The sequence below is a fragment of the Vreelandella sp. V005 genome (assembly GCF_052645115.1).
On the sequence record NZ_JBQXYA010000012.1, the window covers coordinates 14,700 to 35,139 of the forward strand.

21 protein-coding genes are annotated in these 20,440 nt (G+C 50.9%); 19 read left to right on the forward strand and 2 right to left on the reverse strand.

The window, feature by feature from the left end; all coding sequences use genetic code 11:
- Complete coding sequence (locus tag ACUN8H_RS18135; protein ID WP_295711652.1) at nt 1–192, reverse strand: DUF2909 domain-containing protein; 192 nt, start codon at nt 190–192, stop codon at nt 1–3.
- Between ACUN8H_RS18135 and ACUN8H_RS18140 the strand changes: the two genes are divergently transcribed.
- From ACUN8H_RS18140 to ACUN8H_RS18200, 13 genes are all read left to right on the forward strand, one after another.
- The gene (locus tag ACUN8H_RS18140; protein WP_445533439.1) at nt 191–913 is read left to right on the forward strand and encodes an SURF1 family protein; all 723 of its coding nucleotides are present in this window, start codon (nt 191–193) and stop codon (nt 911–913) included. The two genes, ACUN8H_RS18135 and ACUN8H_RS18140, sit on opposite strands and share 2 nt — an antisense overlap.
- Nucleotides 913–1,425, forward strand: a complete 513-nt coding sequence (locus ACUN8H_RS18145) for a hypothetical protein (protein WP_445533440.1) — start codon at nt 913–915, stop codon at nt 1,423–1,425. Before ACUN8H_RS18140 ends, ACUN8H_RS18145 begins: the two co-directional genes overlap by 1 nt.
- A 33-nt stretch (nt 1,426–1,458) precedes the next feature.
- On the forward strand, nt 1,459–2,511 hold the full coding sequence (locus ACUN8H_RS18150; protein WP_445533441.1) for a COX15/CtaA family protein: 1,053 nt from the start codon (nt 1,459–1,461) through the stop codon (nt 2,509–2,511).
- 14 nt (nt 2,512–2,525) lie between these two features.
- A complete protein-coding gene (cyoE, locus tag ACUN8H_RS18155) occupies nt 2,526–3,443 on the forward strand; it encodes a heme o synthase (RefSeq protein ID WP_445533442.1) in 918 nt (305 codons plus the stop codon).
- Nucleotides 3,444–3,574: 131 nt separating this feature from the next.
- A complete protein-coding gene (locus ACUN8H_RS18160) occupies nt 3,575–4,042 on the forward strand; it encodes a DUF2489 domain-containing protein (RefSeq protein ID WP_445533443.1) in 468 nt (155 codons plus the stop codon).
- 332 nt (nt 4,043–4,374) lie between these two features.
- Nucleotides 4,375–5,244 carry an OmpA family protein gene (locus ACUN8H_RS18165; protein ID WP_445533444.1) on the forward strand — a complete coding sequence of 290 codons (870 nt, stop codon included), beginning with the start codon at nt 4,375–4,377 and terminating at the stop codon, nt 5,242–5,244.
- A gap of 216 nt (nt 5,245–5,460) precedes the next feature.
- Nucleotides 5,461–7,383: a threonine--tRNA ligase gene (gene thrS, locus ACUN8H_RS18170; RefSeq protein ID WP_445533445.1), complete on the forward strand. Its 1,923-nt coding sequence runs from the start codon at nt 5,461–5,463 to the stop codon at nt 7,381–7,383.
- A gap of 60 nt (nt 7,384–7,443) precedes the next feature.
- On the forward strand, nt 7,444–7,935 hold the full coding sequence (gene infC, locus ACUN8H_RS18175) for a translation initiation factor IF-3 (RefSeq protein ID WP_008957470.1): 492 nt from the start codon (nt 7,444–7,446) through the stop codon (nt 7,933–7,935).
- Between the two features lie 82 nt (nt 7,936–8,017).
- Nucleotides 8,018–8,212, forward strand: coding sequence for a 50S ribosomal protein L35 (gene rpmI / locus ACUN8H_RS18180; RefSeq protein ID WP_295711667.1), 195 nt, complete (start codon nt 8,018–8,020; stop codon nt 8,210–8,212).
- Between the two features lie 64 nt (nt 8,213–8,276).
- Entirely contained in the window at nt 8,277–8,630 is a 354-nt protein-coding gene (gene rplT / locus ACUN8H_RS18185) for a 50S ribosomal protein L20 (protein WP_007114344.1), read from the forward strand.
- A gap of 159 nt (nt 8,631–8,789) precedes the next feature.
- Complete coding sequence (pheS, locus tag ACUN8H_RS18190) at nt 8,790–9,809, forward strand: phenylalanine--tRNA ligase subunit alpha (RefSeq protein ID WP_445533446.1); 1,020 nt, start codon at nt 8,790–8,792, stop codon at nt 9,807–9,809.
- Between the two features lie 26 nt (nt 9,810–9,835).
- Nucleotides 9,836–12,217, forward strand: coding sequence for a phenylalanine--tRNA ligase subunit beta (gene pheT, locus ACUN8H_RS18195; RefSeq protein WP_445533447.1), 2,382 nt, complete (start codon nt 9,836–9,838; stop codon nt 12,215–12,217).
- Between the two features lie 129 nt (nt 12,218–12,346).
- Nucleotides 12,347–12,646 carry an integration host factor subunit alpha gene (locus ACUN8H_RS18200; protein WP_445533448.1) on the forward strand — a complete coding sequence of 100 codons (300 nt, stop codon included), beginning with the start codon at nt 12,347–12,349 and terminating at the stop codon, nt 12,644–12,646.
- Between the two features lie 121 nt (nt 12,647–12,767).
- On the opposite strand, the gene ACUN8H_RS18205 is transcribed toward ACUN8H_RS18200, so the two are convergent.
- Entirely contained in the window at nt 12,768–12,974 is a 207-nt protein-coding gene (locus ACUN8H_RS18205; RefSeq protein ID WP_445533449.1) for a DUF2788 domain-containing protein, read from the reverse strand.
- A 141-nt stretch (nt 12,975–13,115) separates the two neighbouring features.
- Between ACUN8H_RS18205 and ACUN8H_RS18210 the strand changes: the two genes are divergently transcribed.
- The 6 genes from ACUN8H_RS18210 to lon all read left to right on the forward strand — a co-directional run bounded on the left by ACUN8H_RS18210 (nt 13,116) and on the right by lon (nt 20,334).
- Entirely contained in the window at nt 13,116–13,580 is a 465-nt protein-coding gene (locus ACUN8H_RS18210) for a flavodoxin (protein ID WP_445533450.1), read from the forward strand.
- Between the two features lie 3 nt (nt 13,581–13,583).
- Nucleotides 13,584–13,961 carry a hypothetical protein gene (locus ACUN8H_RS18215; RefSeq protein ID WP_445533451.1) on the forward strand — a complete coding sequence of 126 codons (378 nt, stop codon included), beginning with the start codon at nt 13,584–13,586 and terminating at the stop codon, nt 13,959–13,961.
- 288 nt (nt 13,962–14,249) lie between these two features.
- A complete protein-coding gene (tig, locus tag ACUN8H_RS18220; RefSeq protein WP_445533452.1) occupies nt 14,250–15,602 on the forward strand; it encodes a trigger factor in 1,353 nt (450 codons plus the stop codon).
- A 68-nt stretch (nt 15,603–15,670) separates the two neighbouring features.
- The gene (clpP, locus tag ACUN8H_RS18225; RefSeq protein ID WP_088700269.1) at nt 15,671–16,288 is read left to right on the forward strand and encodes an ATP-dependent Clp endopeptidase proteolytic subunit ClpP; all 618 of its coding nucleotides are present in this window, start codon (nt 15,671–15,673) and stop codon (nt 16,286–16,288) included.
- 74 nt (nt 16,289–16,362) lie between these two features.
- The gene (gene clpX, locus ACUN8H_RS18230) at nt 16,363–17,643 is read left to right on the forward strand and encodes an ATP-dependent Clp protease ATP-binding subunit ClpX (RefSeq protein WP_295711689.1); all 1,281 of its coding nucleotides are present in this window, start codon (nt 16,363–16,365) and stop codon (nt 17,641–17,643) included.
- Between the two features lie 279 nt (nt 17,644–17,922).
- Nucleotides 17,923–20,334, forward strand: coding sequence for an endopeptidase La (lon, locus tag ACUN8H_RS18235; RefSeq protein ID WP_445533453.1), 2,412 nt, complete (start codon nt 17,923–17,925; stop codon nt 20,332–20,334).
- The last annotated feature ends 106 nt before the right edge of the window (nt 20,335–20,440 follow it).

The following is a 20,440-nucleotide window of genomic DNA, read 5'->3' on the forward strand; positions in this document are numbered from 1 at the left end:
TCAACCTAGCTGACCAGACCAAAACCCAAAAATGATAAGTGCCATTAGCACACACGCGAGACCGATACGCCATTTAAGAGACACCAATAGCCGGCGAGAAGAAGCGCCGTCACGTAAAAGAAAGCCAGCTCCCATCGCTAGACTGGCGACCATGGCAATAAACACGGCAGCAATGAGTAGTTGTAACCACATGATGAAAACCTCTCGGCAATGGCGTTTTTATAGTTGGTGTATTTTCTGGAGTTTGCTGGTAGCCCTAGGGGCCTGTCTAGGACTATGGCAGTGGGACAGGGCCGATGACAAGCGCTTAGCCTTGGCGCTTCGTGCCAAGGCGCCAACATTGGTGCAGCCGGCGGTGCACCCAGAGCAAGGCGCCAAGGTAACCCTGCAAGGTAAGTACTTGGCAGAGCATACGCTCTATTTAGACAACCGAATTGTAGACGGTCAGTTAGGTGTAGCCGTACTAACGCCTTTGCGTGACAGCGCTGGGCAGCTTTGGTTGGTACAGCGGGGCTTTTTACCCACTGGTCCTCAGCGCGAACCGCCTCAAGCCACTACGCCAACAGGCTACGTTGAGTTGATCGGTGAATGGCAGGATGTGCAAGCAGGTGGTCCGCTTTACGGAGCCAATCAAGAGGGTGTCAGATTGCAACAGTTAAGCCTTGAGCCATGGCGTACTGCCCTAGGCTCTTTTAGCTATGCAGGCTGGCTGCATGCTAGCGAGGGTGATGGCGTTCTAACGCCTTGGTGGGAAGCCAACGTTATGCCGCCCAGTCGTCATATGGGGTACGCATTTCAATGGTGGGCGTTGGCATTGGCGGCCTTGGTGGTAATGTTTTTGGGTGGGCGAAGGTTGCGTTGCGATGCATCGCAACAAGCGTTATTACTGAATAAAAATAAGCAGGGTGAATAATGAAGCAGAATGCGAACCATGATCGCCGACAGCGGCTCAAGTTGATGCTCATCTTTGCGATATTTGCGGCTCCGATGGTGGCTGCTTGGGGGATGGTCGAATTTCGTATTGGCATTCCTGATCGTCATACGGCGCATGGCGATGTAGAACTGGCATTACCTGCTTTGGATGAATGGCCTTTGACCCCCTTTGCCGTGGGGAACGAAGACGAGTGGATTCTTGCCTACGACTGCACCCAGCAATGCGAAACACGCCAAGACGCACTTTGGCGGCTGCACCGTGCTTTAGGGCGTGAGGCCCCAAGACTAACGCGCTTACGTATTGGCGGAGATGCTCAACCGCTGCCAGGAGAAGTGGCCAGTCAGTGGCAACGTCTACCTGCATGGCGAAAGGAAAATGCGGTGTGGTTACTCGACCCTTCAGGACGGCCGGCGTTAGCATTTGATGAAAGTATCGCGACTAAGTACATGCTCGACGACATACAGCACCTGTTTAAAGTCAATCCCCTATAAAGCGCAATGAACCCTGTTGCTAAGGAAAGCACCATGCATGATTCATACGAGCGCCGGTTACGTTGGCTAGTGCGATTAACGTTAATAGGCACTCTTTTTACAGCAGTGGTGATGTTAGTGGGTGCATGGACGCGATTAGTGGACGCGGGCTTAGGCTGCCCTGATTGGCCAGGTTGCTACGGTAAACTGCTGGTGCCCGATAATGAACACGCCACGCTACGCCATCCCGATGTACCTTTAGTCCCCTTTAAAGCATGGGTAGAGATGGTCCATCGCTACATTGCTAGCTTGTTAGGTTTACTCGTAATAAGCGTTGTTGTACTAGGCTGGCCCTTGCACCGTCGCCGAGGCTATCCCTGGCACCTGAGTTGGGTATTGTTAATCATTATTGTGCTCCAGGGGGCATTTGGTGCTTTTACCGTTACCCTCCAGTTATGGCCCCAAGTGGTCACCCTGCATCTGTTGGGTGGGTTAAGTGTCCTGCTGCTGTTCCTTTGGTTGCACCTGCGTTTAAGGCTAGCTTTAACGCAAGTGAAGGTAAGTACGCCTCGGCGTACCAACGTGTGGTGGATAATTGCGGCAAGTTTATTGGTTGCGCAAATGGCTCTAGGCGGCTGGGTTTCCAGCAACTATGCCGGTATAGCTTGCCAAGGTTTCCCAACTTGCAATGGCCAATGGTTGCCCCCGATGGATATTAGCGAAGGCTTTCACCTCACCCAGACGGTCGGGCCAAATTATCTTCATGGCCAGTTGCATGCCGATGCACGCACCGCTATTCAAGTAGTTCATCGCTTAGGAGCGTTATTGCTGGGTATGGGGCTAATTGCGCTCTGGTGGCATCACCGGCGTTTCCCTGTTGTTGCAAGGCCGCTTGCGATAGTGATTGGCTTGTACGCACTGCAAGCCGCGTTGGGAATTGCCAATGTGGTGTTTTGGTTGCCCCTTTGGTTGGCCTTATTGCACACGGCTGGTGCCATGATATTGGCCACCGTGATCGTTTGGGCATGGTGGCGTTGGCGCTATCAAGCGGATATCGCTTATTCAGCTTCTGCCTCGTCACCTTATAACCACATTATCACTCAATAAAAGGGAAGCATGGCATGCGAAATATAACAATAATGCTGCCCGCGTCAGTGCCTTCAATGGTGTGGGGTTGGAGAGAACTGCTTGGCCTGTGCAAGCTGAAAGTCGTCGCTGTAATGCTGGTATGTGCGGCAGTGGGGATGGCATTAGCAACGCCTGGAGTGCCACCGCTAACCAACGTGATATTCGGTCTCGCCGGAATCGGTTTAGCCTCCTGCGGAGCGGCCGCTTTTAATCATGTCATTGACCGTCACTTGGATGCTGTCATGACCCGAACTTCGCGTCGGCCGGTCGCCAGCAAACGTCTGCCCGTGCCAGTAGCGATAGGCTGGGCAGTGGTGCTTTCTGCACTTGGTGTGGCGATCTTAGCTTGGCAGGTGAACTCATTGACCGCCTTGCTAACGTTTGCTTCATTAATTGGCTACGCATTGATTTATACCGCTTTTCTTAAGCGTGCAACGCCTCAAAATATAGTGATCGGAGGCGTGGCTGGCGCGGCACCCCCATTGCTTGGCTGGGTGGCTATTACCGGGTATGTATCTCCTGAGCCTTTGTTGCTCATGCTAATTATTTTTGCCTGGACGCCGCCGCACTTTTGGGCACTGGCTATTCATAAATGTGATGATTACGCGAGGGCAGGCATTCCAATGTTGCCTGTTACCCATGGCATTCCGTTTACTAGGCTACAAATTTGGCTTTATGGCTGGCTCACTGTAGTAACTACCTTGCTGCCAGTAGTGATCGGCATGAGCGGAATGCTTTATTTGGTCATTGTGCTAGCGCTAAATGCGCGTTTTATGTTCTGGAATTGGCGTATTTGGCGTGGTCAGGATTCCACCGCGCCTATCAGTGCATTCTGGTTCTCGATTCGCTATCTATTGGGTGTGTTTTCGGCGTTGCTGCTTGATCATTACTCGATGGGTATTGCTTGGTAATTACAGCGTTCATACGTCAAATAAGTAAACGTCTAGCAAGATGCAACGCAAGCCTGGATGCTGCGGTGCTAATAGTGGTATAAGGGTGTACAATTTTCGTCAAGCAATTTATAGAGAAAGTAAGGAGTTTCATGAACTCGACGGGAGCACTGATTTTATTGGCGGTGGCCATAGCGGTCATCGTAGCCCTCGGTGCCTATGCTTGGTTTTTACGCCAAGAGGTGGGTCGCCGGGAAGCCTACCGACGCGATGAAGATACTCGTGCTCAACAAAATAGCTTGGAAAATCTTGATTATGTAGCCAGTGCACTAGTTCAGGAGCAGGTAGATATCACTGAAGGGGCGTGGCGTTGTAAAGTATTACTTGAAATTATTGACCCTAGCTTAACTGAGCGGCGTGAATTTCAGGCATTTGCTGAACACTATAGCCGCACACAGCATTTGAAAACGCATTCTGCTCGTCAACAACTGACACCTCAAGCTCGAATGCAAGAAGACAAAGAGCGGTTAATGGTAGAAAATGAAATGCGAGAAGCGGTGTTAGAAGCGGCCAAAGAAGTGTTGAAATGGCGTGCCAAAGGGTCAGGTGCATTACATTAAATAACGATTTTGAGCGACTTTTAGTCGCCAAAAAGTATAGCATGCTATTTTGTAGTGCCCATTGGGGCAATTTTGCTATGCTACAGAATGTCGGTATTGGCAAGAAGTTGATATCTCGGCATTGTTGCCTTCTTACGTATAAGCGTTAATGATAGGCACACAGCTCTGTATTATCTGGATGCTGGGCATCTAGTACGTTATATAAGTACTATGCCAGCGTATAAAACCAGCGGTGCAGAGCAGGCGAAAAATGGATGCTCTCGCAATAAGAAGCATTGGATAGATTTGGTCACTCATGGCCATTTCAGCATTGGATCAAGAAGGAGTCTTGCATGAAAAAATCAACGACTGGCTTGCTAATCGGTTCCGCACTGGTAGTAGGTCTCTCTGGCTGTGCCAGCTCAGCATCACAGTCTTCTAGCCAATCAAGCGCTAGCAGCGACCGTAGCTGGTACCAGCACCCTGCCGTTTGCGGTCTGGCAGGCAGTCTTATCGGTGGCAGCATTGGCTACGCCACTAGCAGCAGCTCTGATGAAGAGAGCGGTACTGCAACGGGTGCTGTTGCTGGTGCTGCTATCGGCGGTTTGCTATGTGCTGATCGCACGCCTGAGCCGGTTGCTCCTCAGTGCCCGAGCTACGGCGAAGTGCCTGCTGGTGTTGCTGTTGACGCTGAAGGTTGCCCGCTAGATTCTGACGGCGACGGCGTTCCGGATTACCGTGATCAGTGCCCAGGTACACCGGCCGGCGTTGAAGTTAATGCCAACGGTTGCCCGCTTGACTCTGATAACGACGGCGTTCCGGATTACCGTGACCAGTGTCCTAACACCCCGGCAGGCGTAGAAGTTAACGCTCTGGGTTGCCCGGACAGCGTTGTTCTAAAAGAAGTTAACTTTGAGTTTGATTCTGCTCAACTGACTTCTAACGCCCGCAGCGTACTGAACGGTGTTGCTGAGCGCTTGGTTAGCAATCCTGACGTGCGTGTAAGCATCGAAGGTCATACAGACTCACGTGGTTCTGACGAGTACAACAAAAACTTGTCACAAGAGCGTGCCGAATCTGTTGCCTCTTACCTTGCGAGCCAAGGTGTAGATGCTAACCGCATGCGTGCAGTAGGTTACGGCGAAGAGCGCCCCATCGCTTCTAACGAAACTGAAGAAGGTCGCTTCCAGAACCGTCGTGTTGAACTGGATGAGTGGAACTAAGTTCACTTATCAGCTGAGACTTGCTGGTTATCCGTAATCGGCTAACTACCAATCACAGCAACAGAAACGGGAGGCTTATGCCTCCCGTTTTTATTTTAAGCGATCGGCAATTCTGCTAATCTTGCCGCTGTTTTATTACTACGTTTGCGCCCCCAAGACCATTGATAGCGAAATGTGATCCTTGGTATGGATCACCACTGCGCTCAAGGAACCTGAATGCCTATTGTTACTCTGCCTGATGGCAGTCAAAGAACGTTTGAAGCGCCACTAACTATCATGCAGCTCGCAGAATCCATTGGCCCTGGTTTGGCTAAGGCTTGCGTGGCTGGAAAGATTGATGGTGTGCTGGTAGATGCGGCTGACTTAATCGAAAAAGATGCGAGTGTCGCTATCATCACCGCACGCGACGCTGAAGGGTTGGAGATTATTCGTCACTCTTGCGCCCACCTGATTGGTCACGCCGTTAAACAGATGTACCCCGAAGCCAAAATGGCGATTGGGCCGGTCATAGAAGACGGTTTTTATTACGATATTGAGTTTGGCCAACCTGTTACGCCGGAAGATCTGGAAGCAATAGAAGCGCGCATGCAGTCTTTGATTGAGCGCGAATATGATGTGGTGCGCGAATATGTCGACCGTGACAAGGCAATGTCGACCTTTTTAGTTCGTGATGAGCCGTATAAGCAGGAAATAATCCGCGATATTCCCGACGATGCAACCATTCGGCTTTATCATCACGAAGAGTACACCGACATGTGCCGTGGTCCGCACGTGCCGAATACGCGCCACTTGGCAGCCTTTAAGCTAACTAAGCTGGCAGGTGCCTATTGGCGTGGTGATGCCGCTAACACGATGCTGACGCGGATCTATGGTACCGCGTGGGGCGATAAAAAGCAGCTCAAGGCCTATATCAAGCGTCTCGAAGAGGCAGAGAAGCGTGATCACCGGAAGTTAGCGCGTCGATTAGATCTTTTCCATATGCAGGAAGAAGCGCCAGGCATGATTTTTTGGCACCCGAATGGGTGGGCGTTATGGCAGCAGATCGAACAATATATGCGCGGTGTTTATAAAGAGGGGGGTTACCAGGAAATTCGCTGCCCTCAAATAATGGATGTGTCGCTGTGGAAGAAGTCAGGGCATTGGGATAACTATGCAGACGGCATGTTCTTTACTGAGTCAGAAAAGCGCGAATATGCCCTTAAACCCATGAATTGCCCTGGACATGTTCAGGTATTTAATTCCGGTTTACGCAGCTACCGCGAACTACCGGTGCGTTTTGGTGAGTTTGGCGGTTGCCACCGTAATGAGCCTTCGGGTGCGTTGCACGGTATCATGCGCGTGCGAGCATTTACTCAAGATGATGGCCATGTTTTTTGTACCGAAGCTCAAGTTGAGCCAGAGGTAACGGATTTCCATCGCCAAGCGCTGAAGGTGTATAGTGATTTTGGCTTTGAAGACATTGCTATTAAAATTGCACTTCGTCCCGAAAAGCGTATCGGAAGCGACGAGGTTTGGGATCGTGCGGAAGACGCCTTGCGTAGTGCGTTAAAATCTTGCGATGTGGATTGGCAGGAACTTCCTGGTGAAGGTGCGTTCTATGGCCCCAAGATTGAATATCATATGAAAGACTGCCTGGGTCGCGAATGGCAGGTGGGTACCATGCAGGTAGATTTCATGATGCCAGAGCGACTCGGTGCTCAATATGTGACCGAAGAGGGCGATCGAAAGCCTCCGGTCATGCTGCACCGAGCTATCGTTGGCTCAATGGAGCGTTTCATTGGCATCTTGATTGAACATTATGCAGGCGCTATGCCATTATGGCTGGCACCACAGCAGGCGGTGATTATGACCATTACCGATTCACAGCGTGAATATGCGCTTGAATTGGAAGCGCGTCTGCAAAAAAGTGGCTTGCGTGTCAAAGCGGACTTGAGGAACGAGAAGATCGGCTTTAAAATCCGTGAGCATACGTTACAGAAAATTCCCTATCTCCTTGTGGTTGGAGATAAGGAAGTCGAAGCTGACTCAGTGGCCGTGCGAACACGCAGCGGCGAAAACCTCGGTACAATGACGATCGATGAATTTATTGACCGTCATACTGCCGAGAGAGCAGCCCTGGCGACATCGTCAATTGCCTAAGGAGACAGAACGATCAAGCGAAGCAACCAGCGCGGGCGTCCAGCAGACAAACGTCCACCAATGAACGAGCGAATTGTTGAAGAAGAAGTGCGCCTTATCGGTAGTGACGGTGAACAGTTGGGTGTTGTGCCCACCACCGAAGCGCTTGAGCGTGCTGAATCTGAAAGCTTAGACCTCGTGCAAATTTCGAATGCCGATCCCATTGTCTGTAAGATTATGGATTACGGTAAATTCGTTTTTGAGACCAAGAAGCAGAAAGCGGCTCAAAAGAAGAAGCAGAAGCAAATCCAGGTTAAGGAAGTTAAATTCCGTCCTGGCACCGACGAAGGCGATTATCAGGTTAAGCTTAAAAACCTGACGCGCTTTTTGGAAGGTGGTGACAAGGGCAAAGTCACACTGCGCTTCCGTGGTCGCGAAATGGCGCACCAGGACATCGGCCGTAAGCTGATGGAAAGGATTGCGGCAGACCTGGAAGAGATCGGAGCGGTAGAGTCTTTCCCGAAAATGGAAGGGCGCCAGATGATCATGATTATTGCCCCGAAGAAGAAGTGATCCAACGGCGATGTTAACGGGCCGCCGTTAAAACGGTGGTCGGCCCTGGGTTTTCTAAAAAATATCGAGCGGAGTTTTCCTCATGCCGAAAATCAAAAGTAACAGTGGCGCTGCTAAGCGCTTCAAGAAGACTGCGACAGGCTTTAAGCACAAGCAGTCTCACCGTAGCCACATCCTGACCAAGAAAACGACCAAGCGTAAGCGTCAATTGCGTGGAATGAAGCAGATTCACGCATCTGATAAAGCGCTCATCCAGCGTATGCTGCCGAATCTATAAGTCGGGTTTTTGTATTTCTGAGTGCGAAATTTGTTCGTCTCAGCCTTAAAGTCAGGAGTGTGTTATGACTCGAGTTAAACGTGGCGTAGTAGCGCGTCGTCGCCATAAAAAAGTATTGAAACTTGCTAAAGGTTACTACGGTGCCCGTTCGCGCGTTTTCCGCGTTGCCAAGCAAGCCGTTATCAAAGCAGGTCAGTATGCGTACCGTGACCGTCGCAACCGTAAGCGTCAGTTCCGCGCGCTATGGATCCAGCGTATTAACGCCGGTGCACGCGTCAATGGTATGTCTTACAGCCGCTTTGTTGGCGGTCTCAAGAAAGCCGGTATCGAAATCGACCGTAAAGTATTGGCCGATTTGGCAGTACACGAGAAGGCTGCATTTGCTGCCATCGTGGAAAAAGCCAAGGCTGCCCAATAAGGTAGTTTGTGCTGGGCTTTTGCCTGTGCAACGTGCCTGAGGTCATTTAAGAGTGGCCCATACAGGGGAAGAGCAGCCGCTCTTCCCCTGTTTTTTTGTCACCTTCAACGTGCCACGCCATCTTTAGAGATGGACACCGCTTAATTCGGAGTGAAACGGATGGATCACCTTCCTACTCTGGTATCTGAGGCTCGCGACGCCATTCAGGCTGCGCAGAGTGTCGCCGCACTAGACGAGTTACGAGTACGCTACTTAGGTAAGAAAGGTGAGGTAACTGCCTTGCTGAAAGGCCTGGGAAAACTGTCAGCCGAAGAGCGCCCGGCAGCGGGTGAGCGTATTAATCAGGCCAAGCAAACCCTAGCCGACGAAATTGATGCCAAGCGACAGCAGCTTGAAAGTACTGCGCTGAATGCTCGTTTGGCCGCTGAGAGTATCGATGTCACTTTGCCGGGGCGTGGCCAAGCCGAAGGCGGTCTGCATCCTGTGACACGTACGCTTGAGCGCATAGAGGGGCTGTTTACGCGAATTGGTTATGATGTAGCGGTAGGGCCTGAGATTGAGGATGACTATCATAATTTCGAAGCGCTGAATATTCCTGCCCACCATCCGGCTCGAGGCATGGCAGATACGTTCTATTTTGATGCTACGCGGCTGCTGCGAACTCACACCTCGCCAGTGCAAGTACGCACGATGAAAAGCAGTGAGCCGCCTATCCGTATTGTTTGCCCAGGGCGCGTGTATCGCAGCGACTCAGACCTGACCCACACGCCCATGTTTCATCAAGTCGAGGGGCTGTTGGTCGATGAGGGCGTTAGCTTTGCCGATCTTAAAGGGACGATCGAAGATTTTTTGCAGGCATTTTTCGAGCGCGATGATCTTTCGGTACGTTTCCGTCCTTCTTACTTTCCATTCACTGAACCCTCCGCGGAAGTGGATATTCAGTGCGTGATGTGTAGTGGGTCAGGCTGTCGCGTCTGTTCCCATAGCGGTTGGCTGGAAGTGATGGGTTGCGGCATGGTTCATCCTGAAGTGTTCAGGCATTCAGGTATCGATACTGAGCGCTATACGGGGTTTGCCTTCGGAATGGGGGCTGAGCGTTTGGCAATGCTGCGCTACGGCGTAAATGATTTACGCCTGTTTTTTGAAAACGATCTGCGTTTTTTACGTCAATTCGCTTAAGACCGCCGCCGAATACAGGATCAACGATGAAATTTTCAGAACAGTGGCTGCGCGAGTGGGTATCGCCGCAGCTTGAAACGCAGGCAATGGCCGATCAAATCACCATGGCGGGCTTGGAAGTCGATGCCATTGAAGCGGTAGCCACCGAATTCAGCGGTGTCGTCGTGGCTGAGGTGCTGAGTAAAGAGAAGCATCCAGACGCAGACAAGCTCAATGTATGTACCGTGAATGATGGTACGGGCGAACCTGTGCAGGTCGTTTGCGGTGCATCCAATGTGGAGGTTGGTCAGAAAATTCCCTTTGCCCGGGTGGGTGGCGTACTGCCCGGTGATTTTAAAATCAAAAAAGCCAAGCTACGCGGCGTTGAATCGCGCGGAATGATCTGTTCAGCATCAGAGCTAGGGCTGGAAGAAGAAACCTCGCCCGGCATTCTGGTGCTATCGTCAGCGGCGCCAGTGGGTATTGATTTCAGAGAGTTCATGCATCTTAACGACATGACGATCGAGGTCGATCTGACGCCCAATCGCGGTGACTGCCTTAGTATTAAGGGGTTGTCCCGTGAGGTGGGGGTTCTTAACCGATTGCCGGTTAACGGGCCAATGATAGAGCCGGTGGCTGCTAAAATTAAGGATAGCTTTACGGTTAACATTGAAGCACCTGAGCAGTGTCCGCGCTATATTGGCCGTGTGATCAAGGGCGTCAATGTTAAAGCTGAAACACCCCTTTGGATGGCTGAGCGTCTGCGCCGCAGTGGCGTACGTTCTATTGATCCAGTGGTGGATATTACCAATTACGTCATGCTGGAGTTAGGCCAGCCAATGCACGCCTTTGATCGTGACAATCTACAGGGTGGCATCGTGGTTCGCATGGCCAAGCCAGGCGAGAAGCTAACGCTGCTGGATGGTAACGATGTAGCGCTGCGCCCAGAAACACTGGTTATCGCCGATCATTCTGGGCCGCTTGCTATGGCAGGGGTGATGGGGGGCGAAAACTCCGGCGTAAATGAAAATACTCACACTATTTTTCTTGAGTCAGCCTTCTTCACGCCGCTTGCGATTGCAGGTCAAGCTCGCTCTTACGGACTGCATACCGATGCATCGCATCGTTTTGAGCGCGGTGTCGACCCGCAGTTAACGCCCGTTGCCGTCGAGCGGGCTACACAACTGTTAATAGAGATTTGTGGCGGCGAGGCAGGGCCTGCTGTTGAAGCGAAGAGTGCAGCGCATATGCCCGCCGAGCGCGCTATCGTATTGCGCAGCGAGCGTTTAGAAAAAGCCCTCTCCAAGACTCTCGATAGCGGTGACGTCAGCGATATTCTTCAGCGCCTAGGTCTTAATGTCAGCATGCAGGGTGAAGATTGGGCAGTGACTGCGCCCAGCTGGCGTTTCGACTTGGCCATTGAGGAAGACCTCATCGAAGAGGTGGCGCGCATACATGGTTATAATAACTTACCGGTGCGTCGCCCTGCGGCACGCTTAGCACTGCGTTCGGCGAATGAGGCGACGCTCACTCAGTCACGTCTGCGTCAGCAGATGGTTGCCCGTGGCTTTCAAGAGGCGATCACCTACAGCTTTGTTGCGCCTGAGTTGCAAGCGACGTTGTTGCCCGATGCCGTGACGCCTGTACTTGCCAATCCTATCTCGGCTGATTTGTCGGTAATGCGTGCAAGTTTATTTCCCGGCCTAGTTCGTGCCATGGAGCACAACCTCAATCGGCAGCAAACCCGTGTGCGATTATTTGAAACCGGGCTAGTATTTAATGGCGAATTGGATGCGTTGTCGCAGATACCGATGCTGGGTGCTTTAGTGTGTGGCCCGCGTGAAACAGAAGGATGGAGCGGGGTCAGAGATCGCGTCGACTTTTATGACCTTAAGGGAGATCTAGAAAGCGTCATCGCCCTGGGTGGTGAAGAAGATGCTTGGCGGTTCGAGCCCGCAGAGCACCCCGCACTTCATCCTGGGCAAAGTGCGCAGCTGCTGCACAATGGTAAACCTGCAGGCTGGATTGGCACGCTGCATCCGCAAGTGCGAGCAACGCTGGGTTTGAAAATGGATGCTGTGTTGTTTGAAGTGCGCCTGGATATGCTAAGCCAAGGCAGTGTGCCAGCCTTTGAACCGCTATCTCGCTTTCCAGAGGTGCGTCGTGATTTAGCGTTTATACTCAAAGAAGCTACCTCTGTTCAATCATTGCTGGATTGTGCCAGGGAGCAAGCGGGGGATTACCTGCAGGATATTAAGCTATTTGACGTTTATGCGGGTAAAGGGGTCGCAGAAGGCCACAAGAGTATTGCGTTGGGCTTGACCTGGCAGCATCCATCGCGCACGCTAAACGATGAAGAAATCAATCAGTTGGTCGATTCAATCGTGACACAAGTGCGTGTCAAGCTGGATGCGGATCTGCGCGGCTAAATAAGTAGCTAGTAAATGCTTAGGCCTCGCCACGATGCTTATCACGTTCTTGGCAATGCGTTTACTACTATACGGTTGATACAGCGCTTACTTGCTGCTGTATCTGCTTCAAGGATAAGGAGAAGCCTTATGGGTGCGTTGACCAAAGCAGAGCTGGCTGAGCATTTGCATGCTGAGCTGGCCTTGTCCAAGCGAGAAGCGAAAGCCATGGTCGAAGCTTTTTTTGAAGAGATACGGGCTTGCCTGCGTGAGAACGAGCAGGTCAAGTTATCGGGCTTTGGTAACTTTGATCTACGTGATAAGCGCGAACGGCCGGGACGAAACCCCAAAACCGGTGAGGAAATTCCCATTTCTGCTCGGCGGGTCGTCACGTTTCGTCCAGGTCAAAAGCTCAAGCAGCAGGTCGAACATTATGCAGGTAATGAATAGTTTTAACTGCTCAATCAATACGCTGGGTGTCTAATTGCTAGGTGTTACTTCTAAAAGGAGTGCTTTCGAGCGCTCCTTTTTACGTTGGGTCAGCCTTGCTTTATAAAAAACACCACAGAGATTAAATATTGCCGCTCTCAATTAACCAAGTAATAACGACTTTGATAACGTAACCCAGCATGCCGGCGCCTAGGACGACAAACAGCATGATGGTGCCAAACTTGCTTGCGTTAGATTTCTTAGCCAAGTCCCAAATGATAAAAAACATAAATATAATTAATCCCCCGATCATGAGCGGGGTGATCCAAGTCTCAAAGGTTTGCTGCATAGTGACTCCTGGTTGACGGTAATGAGCTGATCATGACGTTGTGTGTTTCATTTTAACCAGTCATGTTAATATTTGAGCAAATTCATCGGGTATTTGTCGACTTGACGGTTGGCACTGTGACACTTTAGCAGGGGAGTGACGATGCCAAAGCTGAATATTTTAGTGGGAACGATGTACGGCGGCGCCTTGGATGTTGCAGAACAGGTGAAGCCATTGTTTGAACAGGCCGGTTATGCAGTGGAGATTCATGAGCAGCCGTCGATTGATGATATTGTCACTGGTGATGCCGATTTAGCGCTGTTTTGTGTATCAACCACTGGCAGTGGCGATTTTCCCGGTAGTTTTGTGCCCTTTGTTCGTCAGTTGCGCGATCAAAGCCCTTCACTTAGCTCTCTTCGTTACGGGCTCATTGCTTTGGGCGATAGCTCTTATGGAGATACATTTTGCGGTGCTGGGCGTGCGCTTGATGAGCTGCTGGCAGATCACGGTGCGACTCGTCTAGGCGAGCGGTTAGAAGTCGATGCCATGGAGACCTTTATGGCCGACGATGCTGCTTTGCCCTGGGTAGAGGAGTGGATTGTTGCTCAGCAGTTGGAGGTGGGTTAATCGATGCAGCGAGCTCCTTCCTCGCCTGAGCGAATTAGTGTTTTACTGGGTATCTGTGTGGTTATGTTGGCCACGTTGCCTCGCTATATGGCGGGTGGCCATGAAACACGCCAGACGTTGATTAGTCTCGCTTTTGCACTGGTGGCGTTTGCGGCCGTTCTCCAGTGGCGCTTATTAGCGTCAGATATGCGCCGCAAGCTCCCGCCATTGTGCAAACGATTGGTTATCATGCTGCTACTAGGCATGTCGTTGATGGCTGGCTGGCACGCGCTGTTTACCGAGTGGATCAGTTGGCAAGTATTTATTTCTCATGGTGCTACGCTTGGGGTGCTTCTTCATACGCTCAGCCTGTGGTGGTCTTGTGAGCCTCAATCTGAATAAGGTGGCATTTAGCGCCTAAGTCAAAAATTGAAAAAGTCGCTGCTGACTCAACAAAGCAGTAGAATGACCCTGATGCGGCAGCATTGGGCTAATAATGAAGCCAACGACACCCTAAAGCAGTTAATTAAACACTTATTACCTTGTTTTTGAATTCACTGCCCCCATGTTGCGAGCATGGCGCTTGCCACCATGCGTTGGGGTTCTTAAAATTGCCCCTTTGATCTTATTAGATCCAATCAGCAAAATTACATGCAATCAACACAACGCCCAGCCGTTAGAGGACAATTCATGCAAGTTTCTGTCGAGACGACCTCCCAGATCGAACGTCGCATTACTATTCAAGTGCCGGCTGCCGAAATCGACGAGGCCGTTAGTGCTCGCTTGAAAGACACCGCGAAGAACGTTCGCTTGAATGGTTTTCGCCAGGGCCGGGTGCCAATGGCAGTCGTTCAGCAGCGCTACGGCCAGGACGTTCGTAACGAAGTCGTCAGCGAAGTAATGCGTGAGCGTTACGTGCGCGCTATTACCGATGAAGGCCTCAACCCGGCTGGTTTTCCGCAAATTGAACCCTCCGTTAATGAATCTGGCAAAGATCTTGAATTCGTGGCGGTGATGGAAATTTACCCGCAGGTAGAGCTGAACTCGATTGAAGGCACAGAGATTGAGCGCCCCGTGGTTTCAGTTAGCGATGCGGATGTCGATGAAATGATCGATACGCTGCGCAAGCAAAACGCTGCGTGGGAAGAGGTCGATGCCGCCGCCGCTGATGGTGATCAGGTGACTATCGATTTCCAGGGTTATATTGGCGATGAGCCGTTTGAAGGCGGTAGCGCTGAAGGTCATTCATTGGTCATTGGTTCCAATAGCTTCATTCCAGGTTTTGAAGAGCAGCTAATTGGTGCCAAGGCAGGAGAAGAGAAGACGCTTAACGTTACCTTCCCTGACGATTACCAGGCAGAACACTTGGCCGGTAAAGAAGCCACCTTCAAAGTGACAGTGCATAAAGTTAGCCGTCAGAAATTGCCTGAAGTAGATGACGAGTTCATCGAGCGTTTTGGCGTTGAAGGCGGCGATCAGGAGAAATTCCGCGCTGAAATCAAGAAGAACATGACGCGTGAAGCATCGCAAGCCGTTGATAACCGGGTTAAGCAGCAAGTGCTGGATGCGTTGAAAAAAGTAAATGAGATCCCTGTGCCGAGCGCTCTGGTTCAGCAAGAAACGGATGGCATGAAGCGCCAAGCGGCCCAGCAGTTTGGCTTAGGTGAAGATTTCGACGTTAGCCAGCTGCCAAACGAGCTGTTTGAAGAGCAGGCCAAAGGCCGTGTTCAGGTTGGTTTGTTGCTGGCTGAAGTGATTAAAGCTAACGAACTTGATGCTGATGATGATGCCATCAAAGCAAAAGTAACCGAGCTTGCTGAGCAGTACCAAGATCCTGAAGAAGTGGTCAGCTATTACATGGGTAATGAGCAGCTGAAAACCCAAGTAAAATCTGCCATTCTCGAAGAAAAAGCGGTTGCGAAACTGCTTGAGCAAACGAACATTAAAGATGTGGAAATGTCTTATCAGCAAGCCCTTGCCGCTGCTCAGCAGCAGGCAGAGCAAGAAGAGGGTGCTGAAGAGGGCGAGCAAGCGAGCGCCTAACACCCTGGAACGTGGCGCACCTCTATGTCGGTGCGCCTTTCCCTTCCCGGACGCAAGGAATCACCTAAATGAGTGAGTTTGATATTCAAAACGCCGGCGGTTTAGTGCCCATGGTGGTTGAGCAAAGCGCCAAAGGGGAAAGAGCCTACGACATTTATTCACGCCTGTTGAAAGAGCGTGTGATCTTTTTGGTAGGCCCTGTAGAAGACTACATGGCTAATTTGGTGGTCGCTCAGTTACTGTTTCTGGAGTCGGAAAATCCAGATAAAGATATTCACCTGTATATCAACTCGCCAGGTGGTTCGGTCACCGCGGGAATGTCGATTTACGACACGATGCAGTTTGTGAAGCCTGATGTCTCAACGGTATGTATTGGACAAGCTGCGAGCATGGGCGCGCTGTTATTAACAGCGGGCGCTGCTGGGAAGCGTTATTGCCTGCCCAATTCACGTGTCATGATTCATCAGCCGCTGGGTGGTTATCAAGGCCAAGCGTCTGATATCGAAATACATACCCGAGAAATTCTGGGTATTCGCGAAAAGCTGAATCAGATTCTTGCCCATCATACTGGCCAAGATATCGAAGCTGTCTCGCGTGATACTGATCGGGATAATTTCATGAGCGCCAATAAAGCCAAAGAGTATGGCTTAATTGATGCAGTGCTGGATAAGCGGCCTACATCCTGATAGCGTGATAGGAGTCTGCTTTTCTAACGAGCTTTTCCGGCGGCGTGAGCCGCCGCAGTGACAGAGGTATGCGAATGGCCGACGGCAAAGGCAAGGACGAAGGTGGCAAATTGCTCTACTGCTCGTTTTGTGGCAAAAATCAAAACGAAGTACGTAAGTTAATTGCGGGCCCGTCCGTCTATATCTGCGATGAGTGTGTCGACTTATGTAATGACATCATTCGCGAGGAAGTTCTCGAAGCCGATGCCGAGAGCGACGAGGAGCGTTTACCGACGCCTCGCGAAATACGTCATACTCTGGATGACTACGTCATCGGACAGGATCGCGCCAAAATGGTGCTCTCCGTAGCGGTTTATAACCACTACAAGCGTTTAAAGACCGATGTCCGCGACGGCGATGTTGAGCTGGGTAAATCAAATATTCTGCTAATTGGCCCCACTGGTAGCGGTAAAACGCTGTTGGCGGAGACCATGGCACGGCTATTGAATGTGCCCTTTACAATTGCTGATGCGACCACGCTGACAGAAGCTGGCTACGTCGGTGAAGATGTAGAAAATATCATTCAAAAGCTGTTGCAGAAATGCGATTACGATGTCGAAAAAGCTGAGCGCGGTATCGTTTATATCGACGAGATCGATAAAATTTCACGTAAATCGGATAACCCTTCGATTACTCGTGACGTTTCGGGCGAAGGCGTCCAGCAAGCACTTCTTAAGCTTATTGAAGGTACTACTGCATCAGTGCCACCCCAAGGTGGGCGCAAGCACCCCCAGCAGGAATTTGTCCAGGTCAATACAGCCAACATCCTGTTTATAGTGGGTGGTGCTTTCGCGGGCTTGGACAAGGTAATCCGTGACCGCGCTGAGAAAGGTGGTATTGGTTTCAATGCGGCCGTCAAGAGTAAGGAGTCCTCTCGTGGTGTGGGCGAGCTGCTAGCTGACGTTGAGCCGGAAGACTTGGTTAAGTTTGGTCTGATACCTGAGTTTGTGGGTCGTCTGCCTATCATCGCGACACTGATGGAGCTTACTGAAGACGCATTGATCCAGATACTGACCGAGCCCAAGAATTCCTTGATCAAGCAATATGTCAAGTTGTTTGAAATGGAAGACGTGGCGCTTGAGTTCAGAGAAGAGGCACTTCGTGCCGTCGCCGAAAAAGCGATGGAGCGTAAGACAGGTGCCCGCGGATTGCGCTCTATTCTCGAGTCGGTGCTGCTTGATACCATGTATGAAATCCCATCACTGGAAGGTGTCAGCAAAGTGGTCATTGATGGCTCAGTGATCGCTGGTGAGAGCGAGCCTCTGTTAATTTACTCTCAGCAGGAAGAAGCGCGAGTCGACGGCACCGATGGCTAGTGATTAGTCAAATGTCGGCCCCGCTTTAACCGCTTGCGCTAAATTCAAGGGGTCGCTTAGGCGACCCCTTGCTGTTGAGGCTCAACGCCGTTAAAGCGCAGCATCGCTGAAGAGCGCTCAGGTTACCAATAGCATTGTTGTTGAAAGGCGTTGTCGCGAGGTGTTACTGCCTAGTTCGCTCAATGCTTACGTGTTTACAACAGCTTATTGAAGACGATGTAGTACTTTAGCAAGTACTCTTTTTTAAGTATTCATCCGATTTGCCGAGGAACGTCTGCGATGCAGCAGAACGCCGAACAGACACAATGTCTACCCCTATTACCGTTGCGCGATGTGGTCGTTTATCCGCAAATGGTAATACCCCTTTTTGTTGGTCGTGAAAAGTCCATTCAGGCGCTCGAAGCAGCGATGGAGGCTGATAAGCGTGTCTTGTTGGTGGCTCAACGTGAAGCTTCTCAGGACGAGCCCGATAACGCTGACCTTTATTCGATGGGTACCGTGGCTGACATTATGCAGCTGCTTAAGCTCCCGGATGGCACGGTCAAGGTACTTATTGAAGGCAATTTTAGAGCGGATGTCATAAGTGTTGAAGATAATGATGCGGGCTACACGCAAGCACATCTAACACCCCGTGATAGCGAGCCGCTCACCAGCCGGGAGCAAGAGGCACTCGTTCGTGTACTCCTCAACCAGTTTGAGCAGTATGTGAAGCTTTCCAAGAAAGTCCCTAACGAGGTACTTAACTCCTTGTCAGGTATTGAAGACCCAAGTCGCTTAGTGGACACCATTTGTGCCCATCTATCGTTAAAGATTGGCGATAAACAAGAATTGCTAGAGATGGATCGGGTGCGTGATCGCATCGAGCACCTGATGGCGCTGATTGAGTCTGAAATTGATCTGCTTCAGGTAGAAAAACGCATCCGCTCACGGGTTAAAGAGCAGATGGAGAAAACCCAGCGTGAGTACTACCTCAATGAGCAGATGAAAGCCATCCAGAAAGAGATGGGTGAGCTGGATAATGTGCCTAATGAGGCCGAAAAGTACGAGCTGGCGATTAAAGAAGCCGGGATGCCGAAAGAGGCATTTGAGAAAGCCACACAAGAGCTCAATAAACTCAAAATGATGGCCTCAAACTCCGCCGAAGCCACCGTTGTTCGCTCTTACCTGGATTGGCTGGTGGCGGTTCCCTGGAAAAAACGTACCCGGGTCAAGCACGACCTTGTCAAAGCACAGCAGGTGCTGGATGAGGATCACTACGGCCTGGAGGAGGTCAAGGCGCGTATTCTTGAATATCTTGCGGTTCAGAAGCGCGTACGCAAGATGAAAGGGCCTGTGTTGTGCTTGGTCGGTCCGCCTGGGGTAGGTAAAACGTCACTTGGCCAGTCCATTGCGCGCGCGACCAATCGCAAGTATGTGCGCTTGGCGTTGGGTGGTGTGCGCGACGAGTCGGAAATTCGTGGTCACCGCCGCACCTATATCGGGTCGCTGCCGGGTAAATTAATGCAGCGTATGAGCCGGGCCGCCGTCAAAAATCCGCTATTTTTATTGGATGAAGTTGACAAGCTGGGCATGGACCATCGCGGTGATCCTGCCTCTGCGCTGCTTGAAGTGCTTGATCCTGAACAGAACAATAGCTTCAGCGATCATTACCTAGAGCTTGATTACGATCTTTCAGAAACGCTCTTCATATGTACTGCGAACTCGATGAATATCCCTAGCGCTCTACTAGACCGCATGGAGATTATTCGTCTGCCGGGCTACACAGAAGATGAGAAGCTGGCCATCGCCAAACGCTACTTATTGCCGAAGCAATTGGCCGCCAACGGCTTAAAAGATGAAGAGTTAGCGCTGGAAGATAGCGCACTTTTAGAGCTTATTCGCTATTACACCCGTGAAGCAGGTGTGCGTGAGCTTGAGCGCCAGATCGCCAAAGTGGCGCGTAAAGTGCTACGAGAGCGTATTGAAAAAGAACGAGATCCAGCCAATGTTCAGGAAGGCCAGAACCTAACCAGTGAGCAAATTGAGCACTATGCAGGTGTACGTCGCTATAGCTATGGACTCGCTGAACAGGAAGATCAGGTTGGCCGAGTCACGGGGCTTGCCTGGACATCCGTCGGTGGTGAATTGCTTAACATTGAGTCTGTAGTAACGCCTGGCAAAGGCCGTATCAACAAAACCGGTTCTCTTGGTGATGTCATGAAAGAGTCGGTAAGCGCGGCTCAAACGGTGGTTAGGGCCAGAGCAGAAGCATACGGTATTGATCCTGAACGGTTTGAAAAAGAGGATCTGCATATTCACGTGCCTGAAGGGGCAACGCCCAAGGATGGCCCGAGTGCAGGTATCGCTATGGTGACGGCGATTGTTTCCGCTTATACGAGCCGTGCAGTCCGTTGTGACGTAGCCATGACCGGTGAGGTCAATTTGCGCGGCGAAGTGTTACCTATTGGCGGTCTTAAGGAGAAATTGCTGGCAGCCCGCCGCGGTGGTATAAAGATAGTGCTAATCCCTGAAGAAAACCGTCGTGATCTCAAGGAAGTGCCTGACAATATCAAAGGTGCACTTGATATTCGTCCGGTACGTTGGATAGATGACGTCTTAGCCGTAGCACTAGCAAATAATGTAGAAAACGGTGCGCCGTTGAAAAGCAGCGACGCCTCGTATAGTAATACCGTAGTTGCTAGTACTCATTAAGCTGTTAAAGCCCTTCATGGTCTTTAATTTTACTTAATATTTGTGCTCGTTGCTTTGTGTAGCGGGTATCTCACAGCATGGTTGCTTGACAGGTGTTTCAAGGCGT

Bases quoted from the DNA above. Each gene is read 5' to 3' on its own strand.
- ACUN8H_RS18140 (WP_445533439.1), top strand. From the start codon at position 191: ATGATGAAAACCTCTCGGCAATGGCGTTTTTATAGTTGGTGTATTTTC.
- ACUN8H_RS18135 (WP_295711652.1), bottom strand. From the start codon at position 192: ATGTGGTTACAACTACTCATTGCTGCCGTGTTTATTGCCATGGTCGCC.
- ACUN8H_RS18145 (WP_445533440.1), top strand. From the start codon at position 913: ATGAAGCAGAATGCGAACCATGATCGCCGACAGCGGCTCAAGTTGATG.
- ACUN8H_RS18150 (WP_445533441.1), top strand. From the start codon at position 1,459: ATGCATGATTCATACGAGCGCCGGTTACGTTGGCTAGTGCGATTAACG.
- cyoE (WP_445533442.1), top strand. From the start codon at position 2,526: ATGCGAAATATAACAATAATGCTGCCCGCGTCAGTGCCTTCAATGGTG.
- ACUN8H_RS18160 (WP_445533443.1), top strand. From the start codon at position 3,575: ATGAACTCGACGGGAGCACTGATTTTATTGGCGGTGGCCATAGCGGTC.
- ACUN8H_RS18165 (WP_445533444.1), top strand. From the start codon at position 4,375: ATGAAAAAATCAACGACTGGCTTGCTAATCGGTTCCGCACTGGTAGTA.
- thrS (WP_445533445.1), top strand. From the start codon at position 5,461: ATGCCTATTGTTACTCTGCCTGATGGCAGTCAAAGAACGTTTGAAGCG.
- infC (WP_008957470.1), top strand. From the start codon at position 7,444: ATGAACGAGCGAATTGTTGAAGAAGAAGTGCGCCTTATCGGTAGTGAC.
- rpmI (WP_295711667.1), top strand. From the start codon at position 8,018: ATGCCGAAAATCAAAAGTAACAGTGGCGCTGCTAAGCGCTTCAAGAAG.
- rplT (WP_007114344.1), top strand. From the start codon at position 8,277: ATGACTCGAGTTAAACGTGGCGTAGTAGCGCGTCGTCGCCATAAAAAA.
- pheS (WP_445533446.1), top strand. From the start codon at position 8,790: ATGGATCACCTTCCTACTCTGGTATCTGAGGCTCGCGACGCCATTCAG.
- pheT (WP_445533447.1), top strand. From the start codon at position 9,836: ATGAAATTTTCAGAACAGTGGCTGCGCGAGTGGGTATCGCCGCAGCTT.
- ACUN8H_RS18200 (WP_445533448.1), top strand. From the start codon at position 12,347: ATGGGTGCGTTGACCAAAGCAGAGCTGGCTGAGCATTTGCATGCTGAG.
- ACUN8H_RS18205 (WP_445533449.1), bottom strand. From the start codon at position 12,974: ATGCAGCAAACCTTTGAGACTTGGATCACCCCGCTCATGATCGGGGGA.
- ACUN8H_RS18210 (WP_445533450.1), top strand. From the start codon at position 13,116: ATGCCAAAGCTGAATATTTTAGTGGGAACGATGTACGGCGGCGCCTTG.
- ACUN8H_RS18215 (WP_445533451.1), top strand. From the start codon at position 13,584: ATGCAGCGAGCTCCTTCCTCGCCTGAGCGAATTAGTGTTTTACTGGGT.
- tig (WP_445533452.1), top strand. From the start codon at position 14,250: ATGCAAGTTTCTGTCGAGACGACCTCCCAGATCGAACGTCGCATTACT.
- clpP (WP_088700269.1), top strand. From the start codon at position 15,671: ATGAGTGAGTTTGATATTCAAAACGCCGGCGGTTTAGTGCCCATGGTG.
- clpX (WP_295711689.1), top strand. From the start codon at position 16,363: ATGGCCGACGGCAAAGGCAAGGACGAAGGTGGCAAATTGCTCTACTGC.
- lon (WP_445533453.1), top strand. From the start codon at position 17,923: ATGCAGCAGAACGCCGAACAGACACAATGTCTACCCCTATTACCGTTG.